Raw genomic sequence first — 15466 nt, 5'->3', positions numbered from 1 at the left:
GGAATGGAACGCGATACGACGGCTGTCAACGTAACGCGACGTGAACTATCGACGCGCCCTGTGGTGAAAGCCGGGGCTACGGGAGAATGACCGATGCATCGTTTCCTGAGCATGAAACGTCTGACGATCCTGTTTTTCAGCGTCTTTGCCGTGCTGATCACCGGGACGGTCGTGTTCCAGTCCTACTGGCTGGATCCGGGTGAGCGCTGCGAGAAGGATGGCAAGTGGTATGATGTGGAGAGCCGCACATGCGCCACGCCCATCTATATTCCCGATATCACCGGCCGGCCTGCAGGGGTGACCCGTGCGGAAGCCTCCAATGCGCAGAACCGCGAGTTGCTGGGCCTCGAGCGCGAGGTCGCGAACGAGCGCCGCGCGGTCAATGCCCAGATCGAGCAGCAGCGCGAGGAGTTCATCAACGGCCCTGCCAACTGATGTCGTTCCAGGCCTATCTGGACACGGTCAGGACCAAGACGGGCAAGACGCCGGAAGATCTGTCCGCATCGGCGTCGGACCGGGGGCTGTTGGTCGATGGGCAGATCGCGGATGGAGTCAGGGCCACCGAGATCACGGACTGGCTGAAGGCCGAATATGGGCTCGGCCATGGTCATGCGATGGCGATCTACGCCTGGTTCAAGGGCAAGCGGGCCTGAAGCTCAGCGCGTCGCGCCCGGCTTCCACTTGACGTCGCTGGCCCCGTTGGCATTGGCCCGGCGGCACGCCACGAACAGATGGTCGGACAACCGGTTCAAATAGCGCATGGCTTCCGGTGTGACGGTCGCGCCGGTCTCGACCAGACGGACGGCCTCGCGCTCCGCCCGTCGCGCTACGGTTCGGGCAAGATGGAGATGGGCCGACAACGGGGAGCCACCGGGAAGGATAAAGCTGTCCAATGCCTTGAGGCTTTCGTTCATCCAGTCGATCTCGGCTTCCAGCCGCTCGACCTGGGACGCGACGATGCGAAGGGCCTCCCATTTCGGCGCTGGATCGTGCGGTGTGGCGAGGTCGGCTCCGAGGTCGAACAGTTCATTCTGGATCCGCCCCAGCATGGCGTCGATGCGATCGTTCTGTCCGGAATGAAGGCGCGCGATCCCGATCACGGCGTTCAGCTCGTCGACGGCCCCATAGGCCTCGACCCGCGGGTCGCATTTGGACACGCGCTCGCCTGACGCCAGACCGGTGTCTCCGGCGTCACCGGTGCGGGTGTAGATCTTGTTCAGGACGACCACGGCCTAGGCTCCCTGCGTGGATTTCCACCACAGGCCGACCATCAGCAAGACGACGGCCACGGCCTGGAGCAGTACCCGCAACCGCATCAGGCGGTTGGAGTTCGACTTCGCATAGGCTCCGCCCCGAAACAGCGAATAGATGCCGAAACCCAGGGTGACGGCGACCGCGGCGATAGCCACCAGGATGAGGATGGTGAAGACGTTGTCCATGGGTCGATCCCTACCCCCGTGACGGCGCTACGCCAAGCGACAGAGGCGCGCAGAGGTCCGCGACATCGTCGACCCACCCCCGTTATCGTTACGGTAAAGCTGGTTTGTCTATCAGGGAACCGTCAGCACCCCCGGTGAAACCCCATGTCCGATCGCGCCGTACGAAATCTGGAAAACCTCGAGCGATCGGCATCGACGGCACGCGTCCTGAACCTGCACCAGATCGCGAAAGCCCACCGGCACACGCCGGACTGGAGCGAGCGGCCGCTGTTCAAGACCACCGAACTGAATACCTGCCTCGTGGTCAAGCACAGGTTGCGGCGGAACGAGGTCGACATGTTCCGGGGGCGACGACAGGTCGGAACGAAGATCATCATCCCGATCGACGGTCATGACCTGAAGACCGGTGGTCGCTACGTCTTTGTCGACCAGATCAATTTCGAACAGACGCTGATGGAGGTGTTTGGCGTCCCGGCCAGTCATTCGGACGTCAAGACTCTCCGGTTGATCGACAAACTGCCTTCGCTGGACCCCTTCCTGCTGCGCGAGCAGCTCAGCCAGGCCGGCATCGACGCAGCACCGTGCTACTTCGCGCTCAGCGAGGCGGACCTGCAGAAGATGCTTCATTTCGTGAAGGGCGAAATCACGCCTCTGGTCGAGCTGAGCCTGGGTGGGGCGACCGCAGGCGGCAACAGTTCGATCGAGCGTATGGCGGCCAAGATTCTCTCGAACGCGCCCGGAGACCGCATGGACGCCCTGGGGCAGACCCTTCGCCTCAATCCGGAGCAGTACCAGGAAGGCGTCTTCTGCTGGAAGGGGTTCCTCTATTTCAAATGGTGCCTCGGCAGCATGACCAAGGATATCGCCCTGGTTGCCGAGAAGGTGGCGACGGTCAAACCTGTGGGACCCATGGATACGGCCGCCCGCGAATACATCGCGCGCGGCCGCGAGGTCCTGCGCACCTTGATCGGACGCGCCTGTGTCGATTGCCGCAGCACCTTGAAATTCTACGACGCGGCCTACGCCGGGCTGATCCAGGACGGCAATCCGGTCGGCTTTCGTGACTTCCTGCTCGAGGCACCGGCGCTCTTCGCCCGGCTGGGCGACCAGTTGGGTGCCATCCAGCACATCGTCAGCTTCTGGAACTATCGCTTCAGTCCGAGGGCCGCGGCTCCCGGGGTCGATGAACTGATGGATATCTTCATGGATTTCGAGGTCAGCCTGCGCGGACGCGACGAAGAAATCTGAAGCGAAAATGTCAACCATTTCCATTCAAGGGTGTCGATCGGGCGACCCTTTGCGAGTGCTTTCTGTATGACCGATCGTTCCATTCGCAGTCTGACCAACCTTCAGCGCTCTGCTTCGACCGCCCGTGTGCTCAACCTGCTGAAGGTTTGGGAAGACCATGGCCACACCGAGGAATGGGCGACCGCTCCGTTGTTCAAGCACCGGATGCTCAACCGCGCCCTGATCCTGAAGCACAGGCTGCGGCGGGACGAGATCGACGTCTTCCGGGTCCGTCGGCATGTCGCGACAAAGATCATCATGCCCATCGACGAACGCGACCTGCGCGCCGGCGGACGGTTCCTGTTCGTGGATCAGATCGGGTTCGACCGGGCCCTCGAACAGACCCTCGGCATCGGGATCGGTCACCCGGATCGTCGCGTCCTGGAGCTGATGGCGGAGTTGCCGGGGTTCGATCCCTTCCTGTTGCGTGAGCAGCTGCGCCGGCACGGAATCCAGCCGGCCCCCTGCTATTTCGCGGTCAGCACTGCCGACATGACCTCGATGGACCTGTTCGTTCAGGAAGAGATCCTCCCGCTGGTCCGGCTGAGTCTCGGCGATGCCGGCGTACCGATCGAGGGCAATCCCGTCGCCCGCCTCGCGGGCAAGATCCTGTCCAGCACGGCGGAAGGTGACCTTCAGATGCTCGGGCAGACCCTGCATCTCCAGCCGGACGAGTATGAAGAGGGCATCTTCAGCTGGAAGGGATTTCTCTATTACAAATGGGCACTGCGTTCGGTCATCGGCGATGTCGGCTCGGTCGCCGAGGCTGTCCGTACAGTTCGGCCCCACGGGCGGGCGTCGTCAGAGCAGAAGGTCGATCTCGATCGCTGCCGCTCGGCCCTGCAGGCCCGGATGGTCGAAACCTGCGACGATGCTGCGTCGATGCTGCGTGTCTATGATACCGCTTTTCGCCGCCTCACCCTGGAAGGCGATCCTGCCGCCTTCCGGGAATTTCTTCTCGAAGCGCCACTGCTGTTCTGGCGCCTTGGCGAGCAGCTGGGGGCCATTCAGCACATCGTGAGCTTCTGGCGTTACCGGTTCAGTGCCCGGCGCACGCCGCCGGATGCGGCCGAGTTGCTGGACCTCCTCGGGGACTTCGAAAACAGCCTGGCGACGCGGGATGACGCCGGGGGCATGGCCCTGGCAGCCTGAGTCTGCCGGGATGATGCGTATAAGGTCTGCGTAGAGGCCGGGAATAACGGACAGGCAGAGCGGGAGAGCTCTGCCTGTCCGGAGCCGTCCTAGTAGCGGTAGTGGTCGGGCTTGAACGGGCCTTCCGACGGGACCGAGATGTAGTCGGCCTGTTCGGTTGACAGGGTCGTCAGCTTGGCACCCAGCTTGGCCAGGTGAAGGCGGGCAACCTTCTCGTCCAGATGCTTGGGCAGCACATAGACCTGGTTCTGGTAGGCAGACTTGTTGGTCCACAGTTCCATCTGGGCCAGCGTCTGGTTGGTGAAGGACGCCGACATCACGAACGAGGGGTGACCCGTCGCATTGCCGAGATTCACCAGACGACCTTCCGACAGCAGGATGATCTTCTTGCCGTCCGGGAACTCGACGTGGTGCACCTGGGGCTTGATCTCGTCCCACTTGAAGTTCTTCAGGCCAGCGACCTGGATCTCGGAATCGAAGTGACCGATGTTGCAGACAATGGCGTTGTTCTTCATCGCGCGCATGTGGTCGACGGTCAGGACGTCCTTGTTGCCGGTGGCGGTGACGAAGATATCGGCTTCGCCGGCGACGTCCTCGACGGTGACGACTTCATAGCCTTCCATCGCCGCCTGCAGGGCGCAGATCGGATCGACTTCGGTGACCTTCACGCGGGCGCCGCCCTGGCGCAGCGAGGCGGCCGAGCCCTTGCCCACGTCGCCATAGCCGCAGACCACGGCAACCTTGCCCGAAAGCATGACGTCGGTGCCGCGACGGATGGCATCGACCAGCGATTCCCGGCAGCCGTAGAGGTTGTCGAATTTCGACTTGGTCACGCTGTCGTTCACGTTGATGGCGGGGAAGGGCAGTTCGCCCCGCTCGGCCATCTGGTACAGGCGGTGGACGCCGGTGGTGGTTTCTTCCGACACGCCGCCGATGGCGTCGCGGATGGCCGAGTAGAAGCCGGGCTTCTCGGCGATGTAGCGCTTCATCACCTTGTAGAGGGCTTCTTCTTCCTCGTTCTGCGGGTTCGACAGGACCGAGATGTCCTTCTCGGCCTTGGGTCCGAGCACGCACAGCAGGGTGGCGTCGCCACCGTCGTCGAGGATCAGGTTCGGATAGCCGCCGTCAGCCCATTCGAAGATCTTGTGGGCATAGTCCCAGTATTCTTCCAGCGTCTCGCCCTTGGTGGCGAACACCGGGGTACCGGCAGCCGCGATGGCGGCGGCAGCGTGATCCTGAGTCGAGAAGATGTTGCACGAGGCCCAGCGGACGTCGGCGCCGAGGGCTTCCAGCGTCTGGATCAGCACGGCGGTCTGGATCGTCATGTGCAGCGAACCGGCAATCCGCGCGCCCTTCAGGGGCTGGGCCTCGCCGAACTCTTCGCGCAGCGCCATCAGACCGGGCATTTCGGTTTCAGCGATGGCGATCTCCTTGTTGCCGAACGGGGCAAGGGAGATGTCGCGGACGATGTAGTCGGTCATGGGCGGCTCTTTCCGGCCACGGGGGGCCGCTGGCGTGAAATCGGATGCGGTGCGTATAGCTGCCAAACCCTAACGGAGCAATATCACATAAGGATATCCTTATATGATCCGCGCTGGCGGGCCGGCGCGACCCATGCCTAAGTTCGTCTCGAAGAACACGATTTGGGGATCGGGAACATGTTGAAGAATACGATGGTCGTCACAGCCCTCGCGGCGGTCCTCATGGCCGCGGCTCCGGCCATGGCCCAGGCTCCGGCGGGGGAGACCGTTCTGGTCCAGGCCGGTCGCCTGCTGGACCGCCCCGGACAGGCGCCACGCGGGCCGTCGACACTCGTGATCCGGGATGGGGTGGTGGTCGAGGTGCGCGAGGGTTTCGTCGGGACCGATGCCGTCGCCGGGGCCCGGGTCATCGACCTGCGCGACCGGTTCGTCCTGCCGGGCCTGATCGATAGCCATGTGCATCTGGTCTCGGACCGCGCCGGTCAGGAGGGGCTTCTGGCCGAGTTCACGGACAGTCTGCCCGCCCGCGCCTATGAGGCCGCCGAGAATGCGCGAAAGACCCTGATGGCCGGGTTCACCACGGTGCGGAACCTAGGGGATGGGGGCGGGGTGACCCTGGCTCTGCGCGATGCCGTGGCGCGAGGGGCCGTGCCGGGTCCGCGCATTGTCGATGCCGGGGCCAGTATCTCGACCACATCGGGCCACATGGACGGGCGACTGGGCCTGAACGACGAGCTTCGCGAGCACACGGCCCACGACAATGTCTGTGACGACGTCGCCAGTTGCCGCGAGGCTGTCCGCATCCAGATCGGTCGGGGAGCCGACGTCATCAAGATCGCCACGACCGGCGGCGTCAACAGCCGCATCGGGGCGGGCCTGGGGGCCCAGATGTTCGAGGACGAGGCCCGGGCCCTGATCGAGACGGCCCATCTGTATGGCAAGAAGGTCGCCGTGCATGCCCACGGGGCCGACGGGATCGACATGGCCCTGCGGCTGGGGGCGGACTCCATCGAGCACGGCACCATCTTCGACGACGAGACGGTGGGTCTGTTTCGTCGGTCCGGGGCCTATTACGTCCCGACCCTGTCGACGGTGAACGGGTATCGCGAGCGGCTGGCGGCCAACCCCAATGCCTATCCGCCTGAGGTCCTGCCCAAGATCCTATGGCGTATCTCGATCACGGGCCAGTCCCTTCAGCGCGCTGTCCCCGCGGGGGTGAAGATCGCCTTCGGCACCGACGCCGGCGTGTCGAAGCACGGCCGCAATGCCGACGAGTTCGAGCTCATGGTCGCCAACGGCATGACACCTGCCACCGCCATCCAGGCCGCAACGGTCAATGCCGCAGACCTTCTGGGCCTGGCGGATCAGGTCGGCAGCCTCGAGCCGGGCAAGCGCGCGGACCTGATCGCCGTGGACGGTGACCCGCTGACCGACGTGACGGTCCTGACCGATGTCGACTTCGTCATGCGTGGTGGCCAGGTGTTCAAGTCCGAATAGCCGGGTATCGCCGCCACACAGGCCTGCGGATCGGCCGCGTGACGTCTGGATTGACTTGCATCGCCCGCCTGTCCAGCGCATCTGGGCCGACCCGTTTCGGCAGGTTGTCCGAACGGGGCTCACGGGGGTGGGCGCAAGGCCTTGCGGGGCCGAATGCCCTTCCCATATCCGCATCAGCCGGAGAAACCCCTCAATGTCTGGGGTTTTGCCGGGTACCGTACAAACCGTCCGTCACAGGCCCCCAGCCGGTGCGCGGATATACAGAAACACTGGGGGCGGTCACGCACGGCGCTTCGCTCTAAAAGGCCGCCGCATCGCCCGCCAAATGGAGTGAAAAGAACGTTCATGGCCAAGATCATCGGTATCGACCTCGGCACTACCAATTCCTGCGTTGCCGTCATGGACGGCAAGAACCCCAAGGTCATCGAGAACGCCGAGGGCAACCGCACGACCCCGTCGGTCGTCGCGATCCAGGACGCGGGCGAGACCCTGGTCGGTCAGCCGGCCAAGCGCCAGGCCGTGACCAATCCGTCCAACACCTTCTTCGCCATTAAGCGCCTGATCGGCCGCTCGTTCGATGACCCGGTGGTGGCCAAGGACAAGAAGATGGTCCCCTACGAGATCGTCAAGGGACCGAACGGCGACGCCTGGGTGCGCGCCAACGGCAAGGATTACTCGCCGCAGCAGATCTCGGCCTTCACCCTGATCAAGATGAAGGAGGCCGCAGAGGCCTATCTGGGCGAAAAGGTTACCCAGGCCGTCATCACCGTTCCGGCCTATTTCAACGACGCCCAGCGTCAGGCCACCAAGGACGCCGGCAAGATCGCCGGCCTTGAAGTCCTGCGCATCATCAACGAGCCGACGGCTGCGGCCCTGGCCTATGGCCTGGACAAGAACGAAGGCAAGAAGATCGCCGTCTACGACCTGGGCGGCGGCACCTTCGACGTGTCGGTGCTGGAAATCGGCGACGGCGTGTTCGAGGTGAAGTCGACCAACGGCGACACCTTCCTGGGCGGCGAGGACTTCGACCTGCGTCTGGTCGACTACCTCGCGGACGAGTTCAAGAAGGAACAGGGCGTCGATCTGCGGACCGACAAGTTGGCCCTGCAGCGTCTCAAGGAAGAGGCCGAAAAGGCCAAGAAGGAACTGTCCTTCACCCCGTCCTACGAGGTGAACCTGCCCTTCATCACCATGAATGCGTCGGGTCCGCTGCACCTGAACGTCAAGCTGAGCCGCGCCAAGCTGGAAGCCCTGGTCGACGACCTGATCCAGCGCACGATCGAGCCCTGCGCCAAGGCGCTGAAGGACGCGGGCCTGAAGGCCTCGGACATCGACGAAGTGGTTCTGGTTGGCGGCATGACCCGCATGCCCAAGGTCGTGGAAGCCGTGAAGGCCTTCTTCGGTCGCGAGCCCCACACCGGCGTGAACCCCGATGAAGTCGTGGCCCTGGGCGCTGCCGTCCAGGCCGGCGTCCTGCAGGGCGATGTCAAGGACGTCCTGCTGCTGGACGTGACGCCGCTGACTCTGGGCATCGAGACCCTGGGTGGCGTGTTCACGCCGCTGATCGAGCGCAACACGACGATCCCGACCAAGAAGAGCCAGGTGTTCTCGACCGCCGACGACAATCAGTCGGCCGTGACCATCCGGGTCTTCCAGGGCGAGCGTCCGATGGCCGCCGACAACAAGGTGCTGGGTCAGTTCGACCTGATGGGCATCCCACCCGCACCGCGTGGTCTGCCGCAGATCGAGGTCGCCTTCGACATCGACGCCAACGGCATCGTGCACGTCACGGCCAAGGACAAGGCGACCAACAAGGAGCAGTCGATCCGCATCCAGGCCAATGGCGGCCTGTCGGATGCCGACATCGACAAGATGGTCAAGGAAGCCGAGGCCAATGCCACGGCGGACAAGGCCAAGAAGGACATGGTCGAGGCCACCAACGGTGCCGAAAGCCTGATCCATTCGACCGAAAAGGCCATGGCCGAGCACGGTGACAAACTGGGCGCCGAAGAGAAGACGGCGATCGAGACGGCCATCGCCGAGCTCAAGACCGCCAAGGAAGGCTCTGATCCGGAAGAGATCCGGACCAGGACCAACACCCTGGCCCAGGCCTCGATGAAGCTGGGTGAGGCGATGTATGCCCAGGCTGCCGCGGCTGGCGACCCCGAAGACGTGACGGCCACCGCCGATGACGGCGTGGTCGATGCCGAGTTCGAGGACGTTTCGGACGACGAAGACCAGAAGAAGAGCGCGTAGAACCCCTTCCTCCCCATGCCCCCGGGCATGGGGAGGGGGACCGCGAAGCGGTGGAGGGGCTCTGTCCGCAGCGTGATCGAGTGGATCAACCTTGCGGCTTACAGCGTCTCAACCGCCGCTTTGCGCCATCCCCCTACCCGTCGCTGGCCGTCGGGGAGGACATTGCATCACAGAACCCGGTTCCCATGTCTTGCCGGGACGTCGGTGTCACGCATCTGCCCGGAGAGGCGAGCGTGATCCACGAGGGAAAAAGGACGAGTTCGCCCGATGGCGCGTGACTATTACGAGGTGCTGGGGGTTGAGCGGTCGATCGACGCCGCCGGCCTGAAGTCAGCCTACCGCAAGCTGGCGATGGAGCATCACCCGGACCGCAATGGCGGTTCGGATGAGTCCATGGCCCGTTTCAAGGAAATTTCCGAGGCCTACGGCGTCCTTTCCGACGATCAGAAGCGCGCGGCCTATGACCGGTTCGGTCATGCCGGCGTCAATGGCGGCGGTGGGGGCGGCCAGCAGGGCTTCCACGACATCAACGACATCTTCTCCCAGGTGTTCGGCGACGCCTTTGGCGACGTGTTCGGCGGTCGTGCCGGCGGACGCCAGCCGAACGGCCCGCGTCGGGGTTCGGACCTGCGCTACGATCTCGAGATCACCCTGGAACAGGCCTACAAGGGGGCCGAGGTCGATGTGTCGATCCCGGCGACCGCGACGTGCGACAACTGCGAAGGGTCCGGAGCCAAGCCGGGCACCAAACCCAAGGGTTGCGGCACCTGTGGCGGCGCGGGCCGCGTGCGTCAGGCGAATGGCTTCTTCCAGGTCGAACGAACCTGCCCGACCTGCGGCGGCAACGGCCAGATCCTGGATCCCTGCTCGGTCTGTCATGGCCACGGCCAGGTCCGCAAGACGCGCAAGCTGAACCTCAAGGTCCCGGCCGGCGTCGATGATGGCTCGCGAATCCGCCTGACGGGCGAGGGCGATGCCGGGACGCGCGGCGGTCCACGCGGCGACCTGTATGTCTTCCTGTCGGTCCAGACCCACGAGCTGTTCGAGCGGGACAACCTCGATCTGCTGGTGACCGTGCCGGTGTCCATGACGGTCGCGGCTCTGGGCGGCGAAATCGAGGCTCCGTGCCTGGTGTCCGAGGCCTGTGACGGTCAGTGCAAGGCGCCCGTGTCGGTGCCGGCGGGGGCCCAGACCGGCAAGACGGTGCGGATCAAGGGCAAGGGCATGCCGCATCTGAACGGCAAGCATCGCGGTGACCTGGTCGTCGAACTGTTCGTCGAGACCCCGACTGACCTGACCCCGCGCCAGCGCGAGCTGATGCAGGAACTGGCCCAGTCGTTCGGCGACAGCCAGAACCCGCGCAATTCCAGCTTTGCGGGCAAGGCCAAGCGGTTCTGGGCCGACATCCTTGGGGCCGAGGCTGACAGCGGCAAAGAAAACGTGCAGTAAGCTCGACCATGAGCGAGCTGTTTCACGTCGGTATTTCCGGCGCACGCGGACGAATGGGCCGTGCCGTCGACCAGGCCCTGGATGCCCGCGATGATGTGGTCGTCGCCGTCCGCTTCGACTGGGGCGAAACGCCCGACCTGTCGCTCTGTGATGTCGTGATCGATTTCTCGACGGCCGAGGCCTCGGTCGCCCTGGCAAAGACCTGCGCAGAACGCGGGGGGCCGGCCCTGGTCATCGGCTCGACCGGCCTTTCGCCCGAGCAGGACGCGGCCCTGATGGCCGCCGCAGAAAAGATCGCCATCGTTCGCAGCGGAAACTTCTCGCTGGGCGTCAACATCCTGATCGGGCTGGTGGAGCATGCGGCCCAGCGGCTGGAGGCGCGCGAGTGGGACATCGAGATCATCGAGGCCCATCACCGGCTCAAGGTCGACGCACCGTCCGGAACCGCCCTGATGCTGGGCGAGGCGGCGGCTGCGGGTCGCGGTGCCGACCTCGCCGATGTCCGCACCTCGCCCTACGACGGGATCACCGGCCAGCGTGAGGCCGGCAAGATCGGCTTTGCCACGATCCGGGCGGGCGGGATCATCGGGGATCACACCGTCATGTTCGGCTCGAAGGACGAGATCCTGACCCTGTCGCATTCGGCCATCGACCGGTCGTTGTTTGCCAAGGGTGCGGTGGCGGCGGCCGCCTGGGTCCGGACGCGACGGCCCGGGCTCTATGACATGCAGGACGTGCTGGGCTTCCGGCAGGCATGAAAAAGGCCCCGTCGTCGCCGACGGGGCCTTCTGCATTTCCGGAGGTCGATCAGACCAGCGAGGGCTCGATGTCCTTGCACGCCTGAATCAGGCCCTGGACCGAGGCGACCGACTTCTCGAACATCGCCTTCTCGTCATCGTTGGTCGTGAACTCGATGACCTTTTCGGCCCCGCCGGCGCCGATCAGGGCGGGCACGCCGACATAGAGGTCCGACAGGCCGTATTCACCCGACAGCCAGACGGCGCAGGGCAGGACGCGCTTCTGGTCCAGCAGATAGCTCTTGGCCATGGCGATGGCGGATTCGGCCGGGGCATAGAAGGCCGATCCGGTCTTCAGCAGGGCCACGATCTCGCCGCCGCCCTTGCGGGTCCGGTCGACGATGGCGTCAAGGTCGGCCTGCGACAGAAGACCCGCTGCGACCGCGTCCGGCAGGGGCAGGCCACCGATCGTCGAATGGCGCACCATCGGGACCATGTCGTCGCCGTGACCGCCCAGGGTCCAGGCATGGATGTCCTGGACCGACACGCCGGTCTTTTCCGCCAGGAAGTAGGCGAACCGCGCCGAGTCGAGCACGCCGGCCATGCCGACGACCTTCTCCTTGGGCAGGCCCGAGAATTTCTGCAGGGCCCACACCATGGCATCCAGCGGATTGGTGATGCAGATGACGAAGGCGTTGGGGGCATGGGCCTTGATGCCCTCGCCGACGGCCTTCATGACCTTCAGATTGATGCCGATCAGGTCGTCGCGGCTCATGCCCGGCTTGCGGGGCACGCCGGCGGTCACGATGCAGACGTCGGCGCCCGCGATGTCCTCATAGGCATTGGCCCCCTTCAGCGAGACATCCGAACCGAACACGGCCGTGGCCTCGGCGATGTCCAGAGCCTTGCCCTGGGGGGTGCCCTCGGCGATGTCGAACAGGATCACGTCACCCAGCGCTTCGCGCGCCGCGACGTGGGCCAGGGTGCCGCCGATCATTCCGGCGCCGATGAGGGCGATCTTCGCGCGAGCCATATGCAGTCTCCTCGGCCCGGTCGCGCTTGGCGCTGTCGAGGCCGGTGGTTGGGGTTGGGAGAGGAAAAGCGTGGCGGCGGTCTAGACCCGCAGGCGAACCCCTGCAAGCGTCGGGCGTTGCGGCTTTGGTCGCCCTGTCGGCCCATGGAGTCCCGATGACCGATACCCTGACCGATCCCGGCTTCGAAGCGACCTACGAGGCTTCGGCCCGGGCCGAGTTGGAGGCGTGGAAGCGCCATGTGCTGCGGGGGCCCGGCGTCTGGGACCGCGCCACGCGCGGGGTGCAGGACCGGATCAACTCGGCCATCCCGGAGAAGGTCCATGCGGTGGTGACAAAGGCCATCGAACAGATGACCCACGGGATTCTGACGGGCTCGGGCTGGACCTCGGCCCGTCCATTGACCTTTGCCACCCTGCAGGCGCGCGAGGTCCGTGTGCGGGACCAGATCGGCTTCTACCGCACCACCGCCAGCGTCGAAGGGGGTGTCGCAGGGGCCGGTGGCTTTCTGCTGGCGGCCGCGGACTTCCCGGTCCTGATGGGACTGAAGGTCAAGATGCTGTTCGAGATCGCCGCCCTGTACGGCCACGACGGCTCGGACTGGCGCGAGCGGCTGTATATCCTCCACGTCTTCCAGCTGGCCTTCTCCAGCGCCCGGCATCGGCCAGAGGTCCTGGCCCGGCTGGAGGACTGGATCGCCGGGGTAAACCAGCCCGCGTCCCTGGATGAGTTCGACTGGCGCAAATTCCAGCTGGAGTACCGGGACTACATCGATCTCGCCAAGCTGGCGCAGCTTATCCCGGTCATCGGAGCCCCGGTCGGCGCGGTGGTGAACTACCGGCTGGTCGATCATCTGGGGCGGACAGCGATGAACGCGTGGCGGATGCGGGCCCCCGGGCTGGCTTTACCGGCGGCCGCCGACAGCGTTAGCTGATTTCAATCACCCAGGAGACCGACCCATGCGCTTGCTCACATTCGCCGCCCTGATCGCCGGCACCCTCATGCCGTCGATGGCGATGGCCCAGACGCCGCCGGCCACGATCGGCCAGGCCAATGTTCCGGCCCCCTGGTGGATGCGGGACCCTGTCATCGCCTCGATCGGTCATGTCCGTACCGAGGTGCCAGCCAACCGGGCCGGCTTCAACGGCAGCTTCCAGGTCGTGGAGCGCAGCGTCGCCGACGCCTCGCGCCAGGCCGCCGACCGGGTCCGGGCGCTGAGCCAGACGCTGGCCCAGTACGGCGTCGACAAGGTGCGGGTCGAAACGACGCTCCAGACCCAGCCCCTGTATGACCAGTATCGTGACGAGAACGGTAACCTGCGTGACAACGTCCGGGCCGACCGGATCGAACGCTATCAGGCCACGGCGACCGTCAGCCTGACCATCCGCGACACGGCGGTGCTGGAACGTGTCTATGCCACGGTGGTGGCGGCCCAGCCGACCTCGATCAGCCCGGTCTATTTCCAGCTGGAACCCGACAATGCCGTGAAGACCTGGCTGGCCGGCCAGGCGGTCAAGGACGCGGCGGATCGCGCCCGCGCCGCAGCCGGAAATGCGGGGGCGACGCTGGGGTCCGTCCGGGTCATCGATCCGACGGGGCGGGCCTGCGAGACCGATGTCCTCGCCGGCTGGCCGTCCTATGGGGGCGGAGCCGGGCTGGCCACGACGGTCAATGCCGATGATATCGTGGTGACCGGCTCCAGGGTGGCGCGCGAAGCTGCGTTCGCACCGGCCCCGCCACCCCCGCCCCCGGCCCCCGGAGCGGCCCCTAGCGAGGCCGCCATCGAGGCCGCGCGCCTGGCCCTGCAGCCGCCGTTGCGCGAGCTGAGCGACCGGGCCTGCGTCGTCTACGGCCTGAACTGAGGATGCCGGATTTTGCTGCCGACCCGGCGTTCGAGGCCGGGTCGGTCTTTGTGGATGACTGGTCGCTCTGTCATGTGCGGCTGCAGGACGATGCCCGCTTCCCCTGGCTGATCCTGATCCCTCGCGTGGCGGCGGCGGTCGAACTGGCCGACCTGAGCGAAGGCGAGCGGGCCGTGCTGATGGAGGAGATCGTCCGGGCCGGGCAGGTCGTGCGCGCGCTTGGCGAGGCCGGGGGCCGGCCGATCGACAAGCTGAACACCGCCGCCCTCGGCAATGTCACGGCCCAGCTTCATGTCCATGTCGTGGGTCGCCGGCGGGATGACGGCCTGTGGCCCGATCCCGTCTGGGGCCGGGGTGGGGGCCAGCCCTATCGCGCCGATGCCCTGGATGTGGTGATCAGCCATGTGCGGCGTGCCCCGCCTGCAGACCGGTTGCCGGATTGACGCCGGGCCGATGCTCATGAAGGTTGGAGCAGGGCACGATCGGGATCGGGACCGTCCAGGGCGTCAACACCAATGCTGCTGTTTGATCTTTTCGTTGTCGCCCATGTGATCAGCGGGGCCACCGGGCTGGTACTCTTCTGGGTGCCGGTGATCGCCCGCAAGGGGGCGCACCATCACAGGAAATGGGGGCGTCTGTTCGCCTACAGCATGATGGCAACCGGGACCTCGGCGATCGGCATGGGGCTTTGCACCCTGATCGCGCCGCTACCGACCCATCCCGAACTCACGGATGTGCCCCTCATTCGCGGCCTGTTCGGCTGGATGATGCTCTATCTGGCCGTCCTGACCATCGGGCTCGCATGGCACGGCCTTTCGGTCGTGCGCAACAAGTCGGCACACAGCGGGAACCGGCACTGGTTCAATGTTTCTCTGCAGGTCCTGACGATCGTCGCGGCCCTGAACTGCGCCGTGCAGGGCTTCATCATCGGGCAGTATCTGATGGTCGGCGTGGCGACGGCAGGTCTGGCGTCGGCCGTCATCTATCTGCATTTCATATTCAGGGATCATCCGCCGCGGATGGAGTTCCTGATGCAGCATTTCCAGGCGTCGCTGGGGGCCGGCATCTCGGTCTATACGGCGTTCCTTGCGTTTGGAGCCGTCCGACTCTTTCCGCACCATGCCTTCAATCCGGCGATGTGGGCGGTACCGACGATCGTGGGCGTCGGCCTGATGATCTACTGGCGGCTGAAACACACGAACGCCTGGGCCAAACGTGGTCTGCCAGCCGGCAAGGCGTCGTCGTCAGGCGATCTGGCCTGATCCATCCGGGCCC

At 65.3% G+C, this 15466-nt stretch carries 16 protein-coding genes; 12 read left to right on the top strand and 4 right to left on the bottom strand.

Translation table 11 applies throughout. The annotated features are described in order from the left end of the window. Positions 1–93 precede the first annotated feature (93 nt). Complete coding sequence (locus tag GGR13_RS01795; protein ID WP_183211741.1) at positions 94–435, top strand: hypothetical protein; 342 nt, start codon at positions 94–96, stop codon at positions 433–435. After that, complete coding sequence (locus GGR13_RS01790; RefSeq protein WP_183211740.1) at positions 435–653, top strand: DUF4287 domain-containing protein; 219 nt, start codon at positions 435–437, stop codon at positions 651–653. The genes GGR13_RS01795 and GGR13_RS01790 overlap by 1 nt, the downstream gene beginning before the upstream one ends. A 3-nt stretch (positions 654–656) precedes the next feature. Here the strand turns inward: GGR13_RS01790 and GGR13_RS01785 are convergent, their stop codons facing one another. Continuing rightward, on the bottom strand, positions 657–1229 hold the full coding sequence (locus GGR13_RS01785) for a cob(I)yrinic acid a,c-diamide adenosyltransferase (protein ID WP_183211739.1): 573 nt from the start codon (positions 1227–1229) through the stop codon (positions 657–659). Positions 1230–1232: 3 nt separating this feature from the next. Next, entirely contained in the window at positions 1233–1439 is a 207-nt protein-coding gene (locus GGR13_RS01780) for a twin transmembrane helix small protein (protein ID WP_183211738.1), read from the bottom strand. Between the two features lie 144 nt (positions 1440–1583). Here GGR13_RS01780 and GGR13_RS01775 point away from each other — a divergent pair, with 144 nt between their 5' ends. Both GGR13_RS01775 and GGR13_RS01770 read left to right on the top strand, forming a co-directional pair. Next, positions 1584–2687: a hypothetical protein gene (locus tag GGR13_RS01775; RefSeq protein ID WP_183211737.1), complete on the top strand. Its 1104-nt coding sequence runs from the start codon at positions 1584–1586 to the stop codon at positions 2685–2687. A 66-nt stretch (positions 2688–2753) separates the two neighbouring features. Further along, entirely contained in the window at positions 2754–3878 is a 1125-nt protein-coding gene (locus tag GGR13_RS01770) for a hypothetical protein (protein WP_183211736.1), read from the top strand. An 89-nt stretch (positions 3879–3967) separates the two neighbouring features. On the opposite strand, the gene ahcY is transcribed toward GGR13_RS01770, so the two are convergent. Then, positions 3968–5359, bottom strand: a complete 1392-nt coding sequence (gene ahcY, locus GGR13_RS01765) for an adenosylhomocysteinase (protein WP_183211735.1) — start codon at positions 5357–5359, stop codon at positions 3968–3970. Positions 5360–5536: 177 nt separating this feature from the next. On the opposite strand from ahcY, the gene GGR13_RS01760 reads away from it, so the two are divergent. From GGR13_RS01760 to dapB, 4 genes are all read left to right on the top strand, one after another. Beyond that, on the top strand, positions 5537–6856 hold the full coding sequence (locus tag GGR13_RS01760; protein ID WP_183211734.1) for a metal-dependent hydrolase family protein: 1320 nt from the start codon (positions 5537–5539) through the stop codon (positions 6854–6856). A gap of 345 nt (positions 6857–7201) precedes the next feature. Beyond that, positions 7202–9112, top strand: a complete 1911-nt coding sequence (dnaK, locus tag GGR13_RS01755) for a molecular chaperone DnaK (protein WP_183211733.1) — start codon at positions 7202–7204, stop codon at positions 9110–9112. A 267-nt stretch (positions 9113–9379) separates the two neighbouring features. Continuing rightward, positions 9380–10561, top strand: a complete 1182-nt coding sequence (dnaJ, locus tag GGR13_RS01750) for a molecular chaperone DnaJ (RefSeq protein WP_183211732.1) — start codon at positions 9380–9382, stop codon at positions 10559–10561. Between the two features lie 8 nt (positions 10562–10569). Next, positions 10570–11319, top strand: coding sequence for a 4-hydroxy-tetrahydrodipicolinate reductase (gene dapB, locus GGR13_RS01745; RefSeq protein ID WP_183211731.1), 750 nt, complete (start codon positions 10570–10572; stop codon positions 11317–11319). Positions 11320–11368: 49 nt separating this feature from the next. Here the strand turns inward: dapB and mdh are convergent, their stop codons facing one another. Next, on the bottom strand, positions 11369–12331 hold the full coding sequence (mdh, locus tag GGR13_RS01740; RefSeq protein WP_183211730.1) for a malate dehydrogenase: 963 nt from the start codon (positions 12329–12331) through the stop codon (positions 11369–11371). A 155-nt stretch (positions 12332–12486) separates the two neighbouring features. On the opposite strand from mdh, the gene GGR13_RS01735 reads away from it, so the two are divergent. The 4 genes from GGR13_RS01735 to GGR13_RS01720 all read left to right on the top strand — a co-directional run bounded on the left by GGR13_RS01735 (position 12487) and on the right by GGR13_RS01720 (position 15453). Then, a complete protein-coding gene (locus GGR13_RS01735) occupies positions 12487–13263 on the top strand; it encodes an EcsC family protein (protein ID WP_183211729.1) in 777 nt (258 codons plus the stop codon). A 25-nt stretch (positions 13264–13288) separates the two neighbouring features. Beyond that, the gene (locus tag GGR13_RS01730; RefSeq protein ID WP_183211728.1) at positions 13289–14191 is read left to right on the top strand and encodes an SIMPL domain-containing protein; all 903 of its coding nucleotides are present in this window, start codon (positions 13289–13291) and stop codon (positions 14189–14191) included. A gap of 2 nt (positions 14192–14193) precedes the next feature. Further along, on the top strand, positions 14194–14634 hold the full coding sequence (locus GGR13_RS01725) for an HIT domain-containing protein (RefSeq protein ID WP_183211727.1): 441 nt from the start codon (positions 14194–14196) through the stop codon (positions 14632–14634). 72 nt (positions 14635–14706) lie between these two features. Next, a complete protein-coding gene (locus tag GGR13_RS01720) occupies positions 14707–15453 on the top strand; it encodes a hypothetical protein (protein WP_183211726.1) in 747 nt (248 codons plus the stop codon). Positions 15454–15466: the final 13 nt, after the last annotated feature.

Source organism: Brevundimonas variabilis (assembly GCF_014199945.1).
Lineage (GTDB): Bacteria > Pseudomonadota > Alphaproteobacteria > Caulobacterales > Caulobacteraceae > Brevundimonas > Brevundimonas variabilis.
Note: the sequence above shows the minus strand (reverse complement) of the source record. Positions and strands in the feature narration are given on the sequence as shown.

Bases quoted from the DNA above. Each gene is read 5' to 3' on its own strand.
- GGR13_RS01795 (WP_183211741.1), top strand. From the start codon at position 94: ATGCATCGTTTCCTGAGCATGAAACGTCTGACGATCCTGTTTTTCAGC.
- GGR13_RS01790 (WP_183211740.1), top strand. From the start codon at position 435: ATGTCGTTCCAGGCCTATCTGGACACGGTCAGGACCAAGACGGGCAAG.
- GGR13_RS01780 (WP_183211738.1), bottom strand. From the start codon at position 1,439: ATGGACAACGTCTTCACCATCCTCATCCTGGTGGCTATCGCCGCGGTC.
- GGR13_RS01775 (WP_183211737.1), top strand. From the start codon at position 1,584: ATGTCCGATCGCGCCGTACGAAATCTGGAAAACCTCGAGCGATCGGCA.
- GGR13_RS01770 (WP_183211736.1), top strand. From the start codon at position 2,754: ATGACCGATCGTTCCATTCGCAGTCTGACCAACCTTCAGCGCTCTGCT.
- ahcY (WP_183211735.1), bottom strand. From the start codon at position 5,359: ATGACCGACTACATCGTCCGCGACATCTCCCTTGCCCCGTTCGGCAAC.
- GGR13_RS01760 (WP_183211734.1), top strand. From the start codon at position 5,537: ATGTTGAAGAATACGATGGTCGTCACAGCCCTCGCGGCGGTCCTCATG.
- dnaK (WP_183211733.1), top strand. From the start codon at position 7,202: ATGGCCAAGATCATCGGTATCGACCTCGGCACTACCAATTCCTGCGTT.
- dnaJ (WP_183211732.1), top strand. From the start codon at position 9,380: ATGGCGCGTGACTATTACGAGGTGCTGGGGGTTGAGCGGTCGATCGAC.
- dapB (WP_183211731.1), top strand. From the start codon at position 10,570: ATGAGCGAGCTGTTTCACGTCGGTATTTCCGGCGCACGCGGACGAATG.
- mdh (WP_183211730.1), bottom strand. From the start codon at position 12,331: ATGGCTCGCGCGAAGATCGCCCTCATCGGCGCCGGAATGATCGGCGGC.
- GGR13_RS01735 (WP_183211729.1), top strand. From the start codon at position 12,487: ATGACCGATACCCTGACCGATCCCGGCTTCGAAGCGACCTACGAGGCT.
- GGR13_RS01730 (WP_183211728.1), top strand. From the start codon at position 13,289: ATGCGCTTGCTCACATTCGCCGCCCTGATCGCCGGCACCCTCATGCCG.
- GGR13_RS01725 (WP_183211727.1), top strand. From the start codon at position 14,194: ATGCCGGATTTTGCTGCCGACCCGGCGTTCGAGGCCGGGTCGGTCTTT.
- GGR13_RS01720 (WP_183211726.1), top strand. From the start codon at position 14,707: ATGCTGCTGTTTGATCTTTTCGTTGTCGCCCATGTGATCAGCGGGGCC.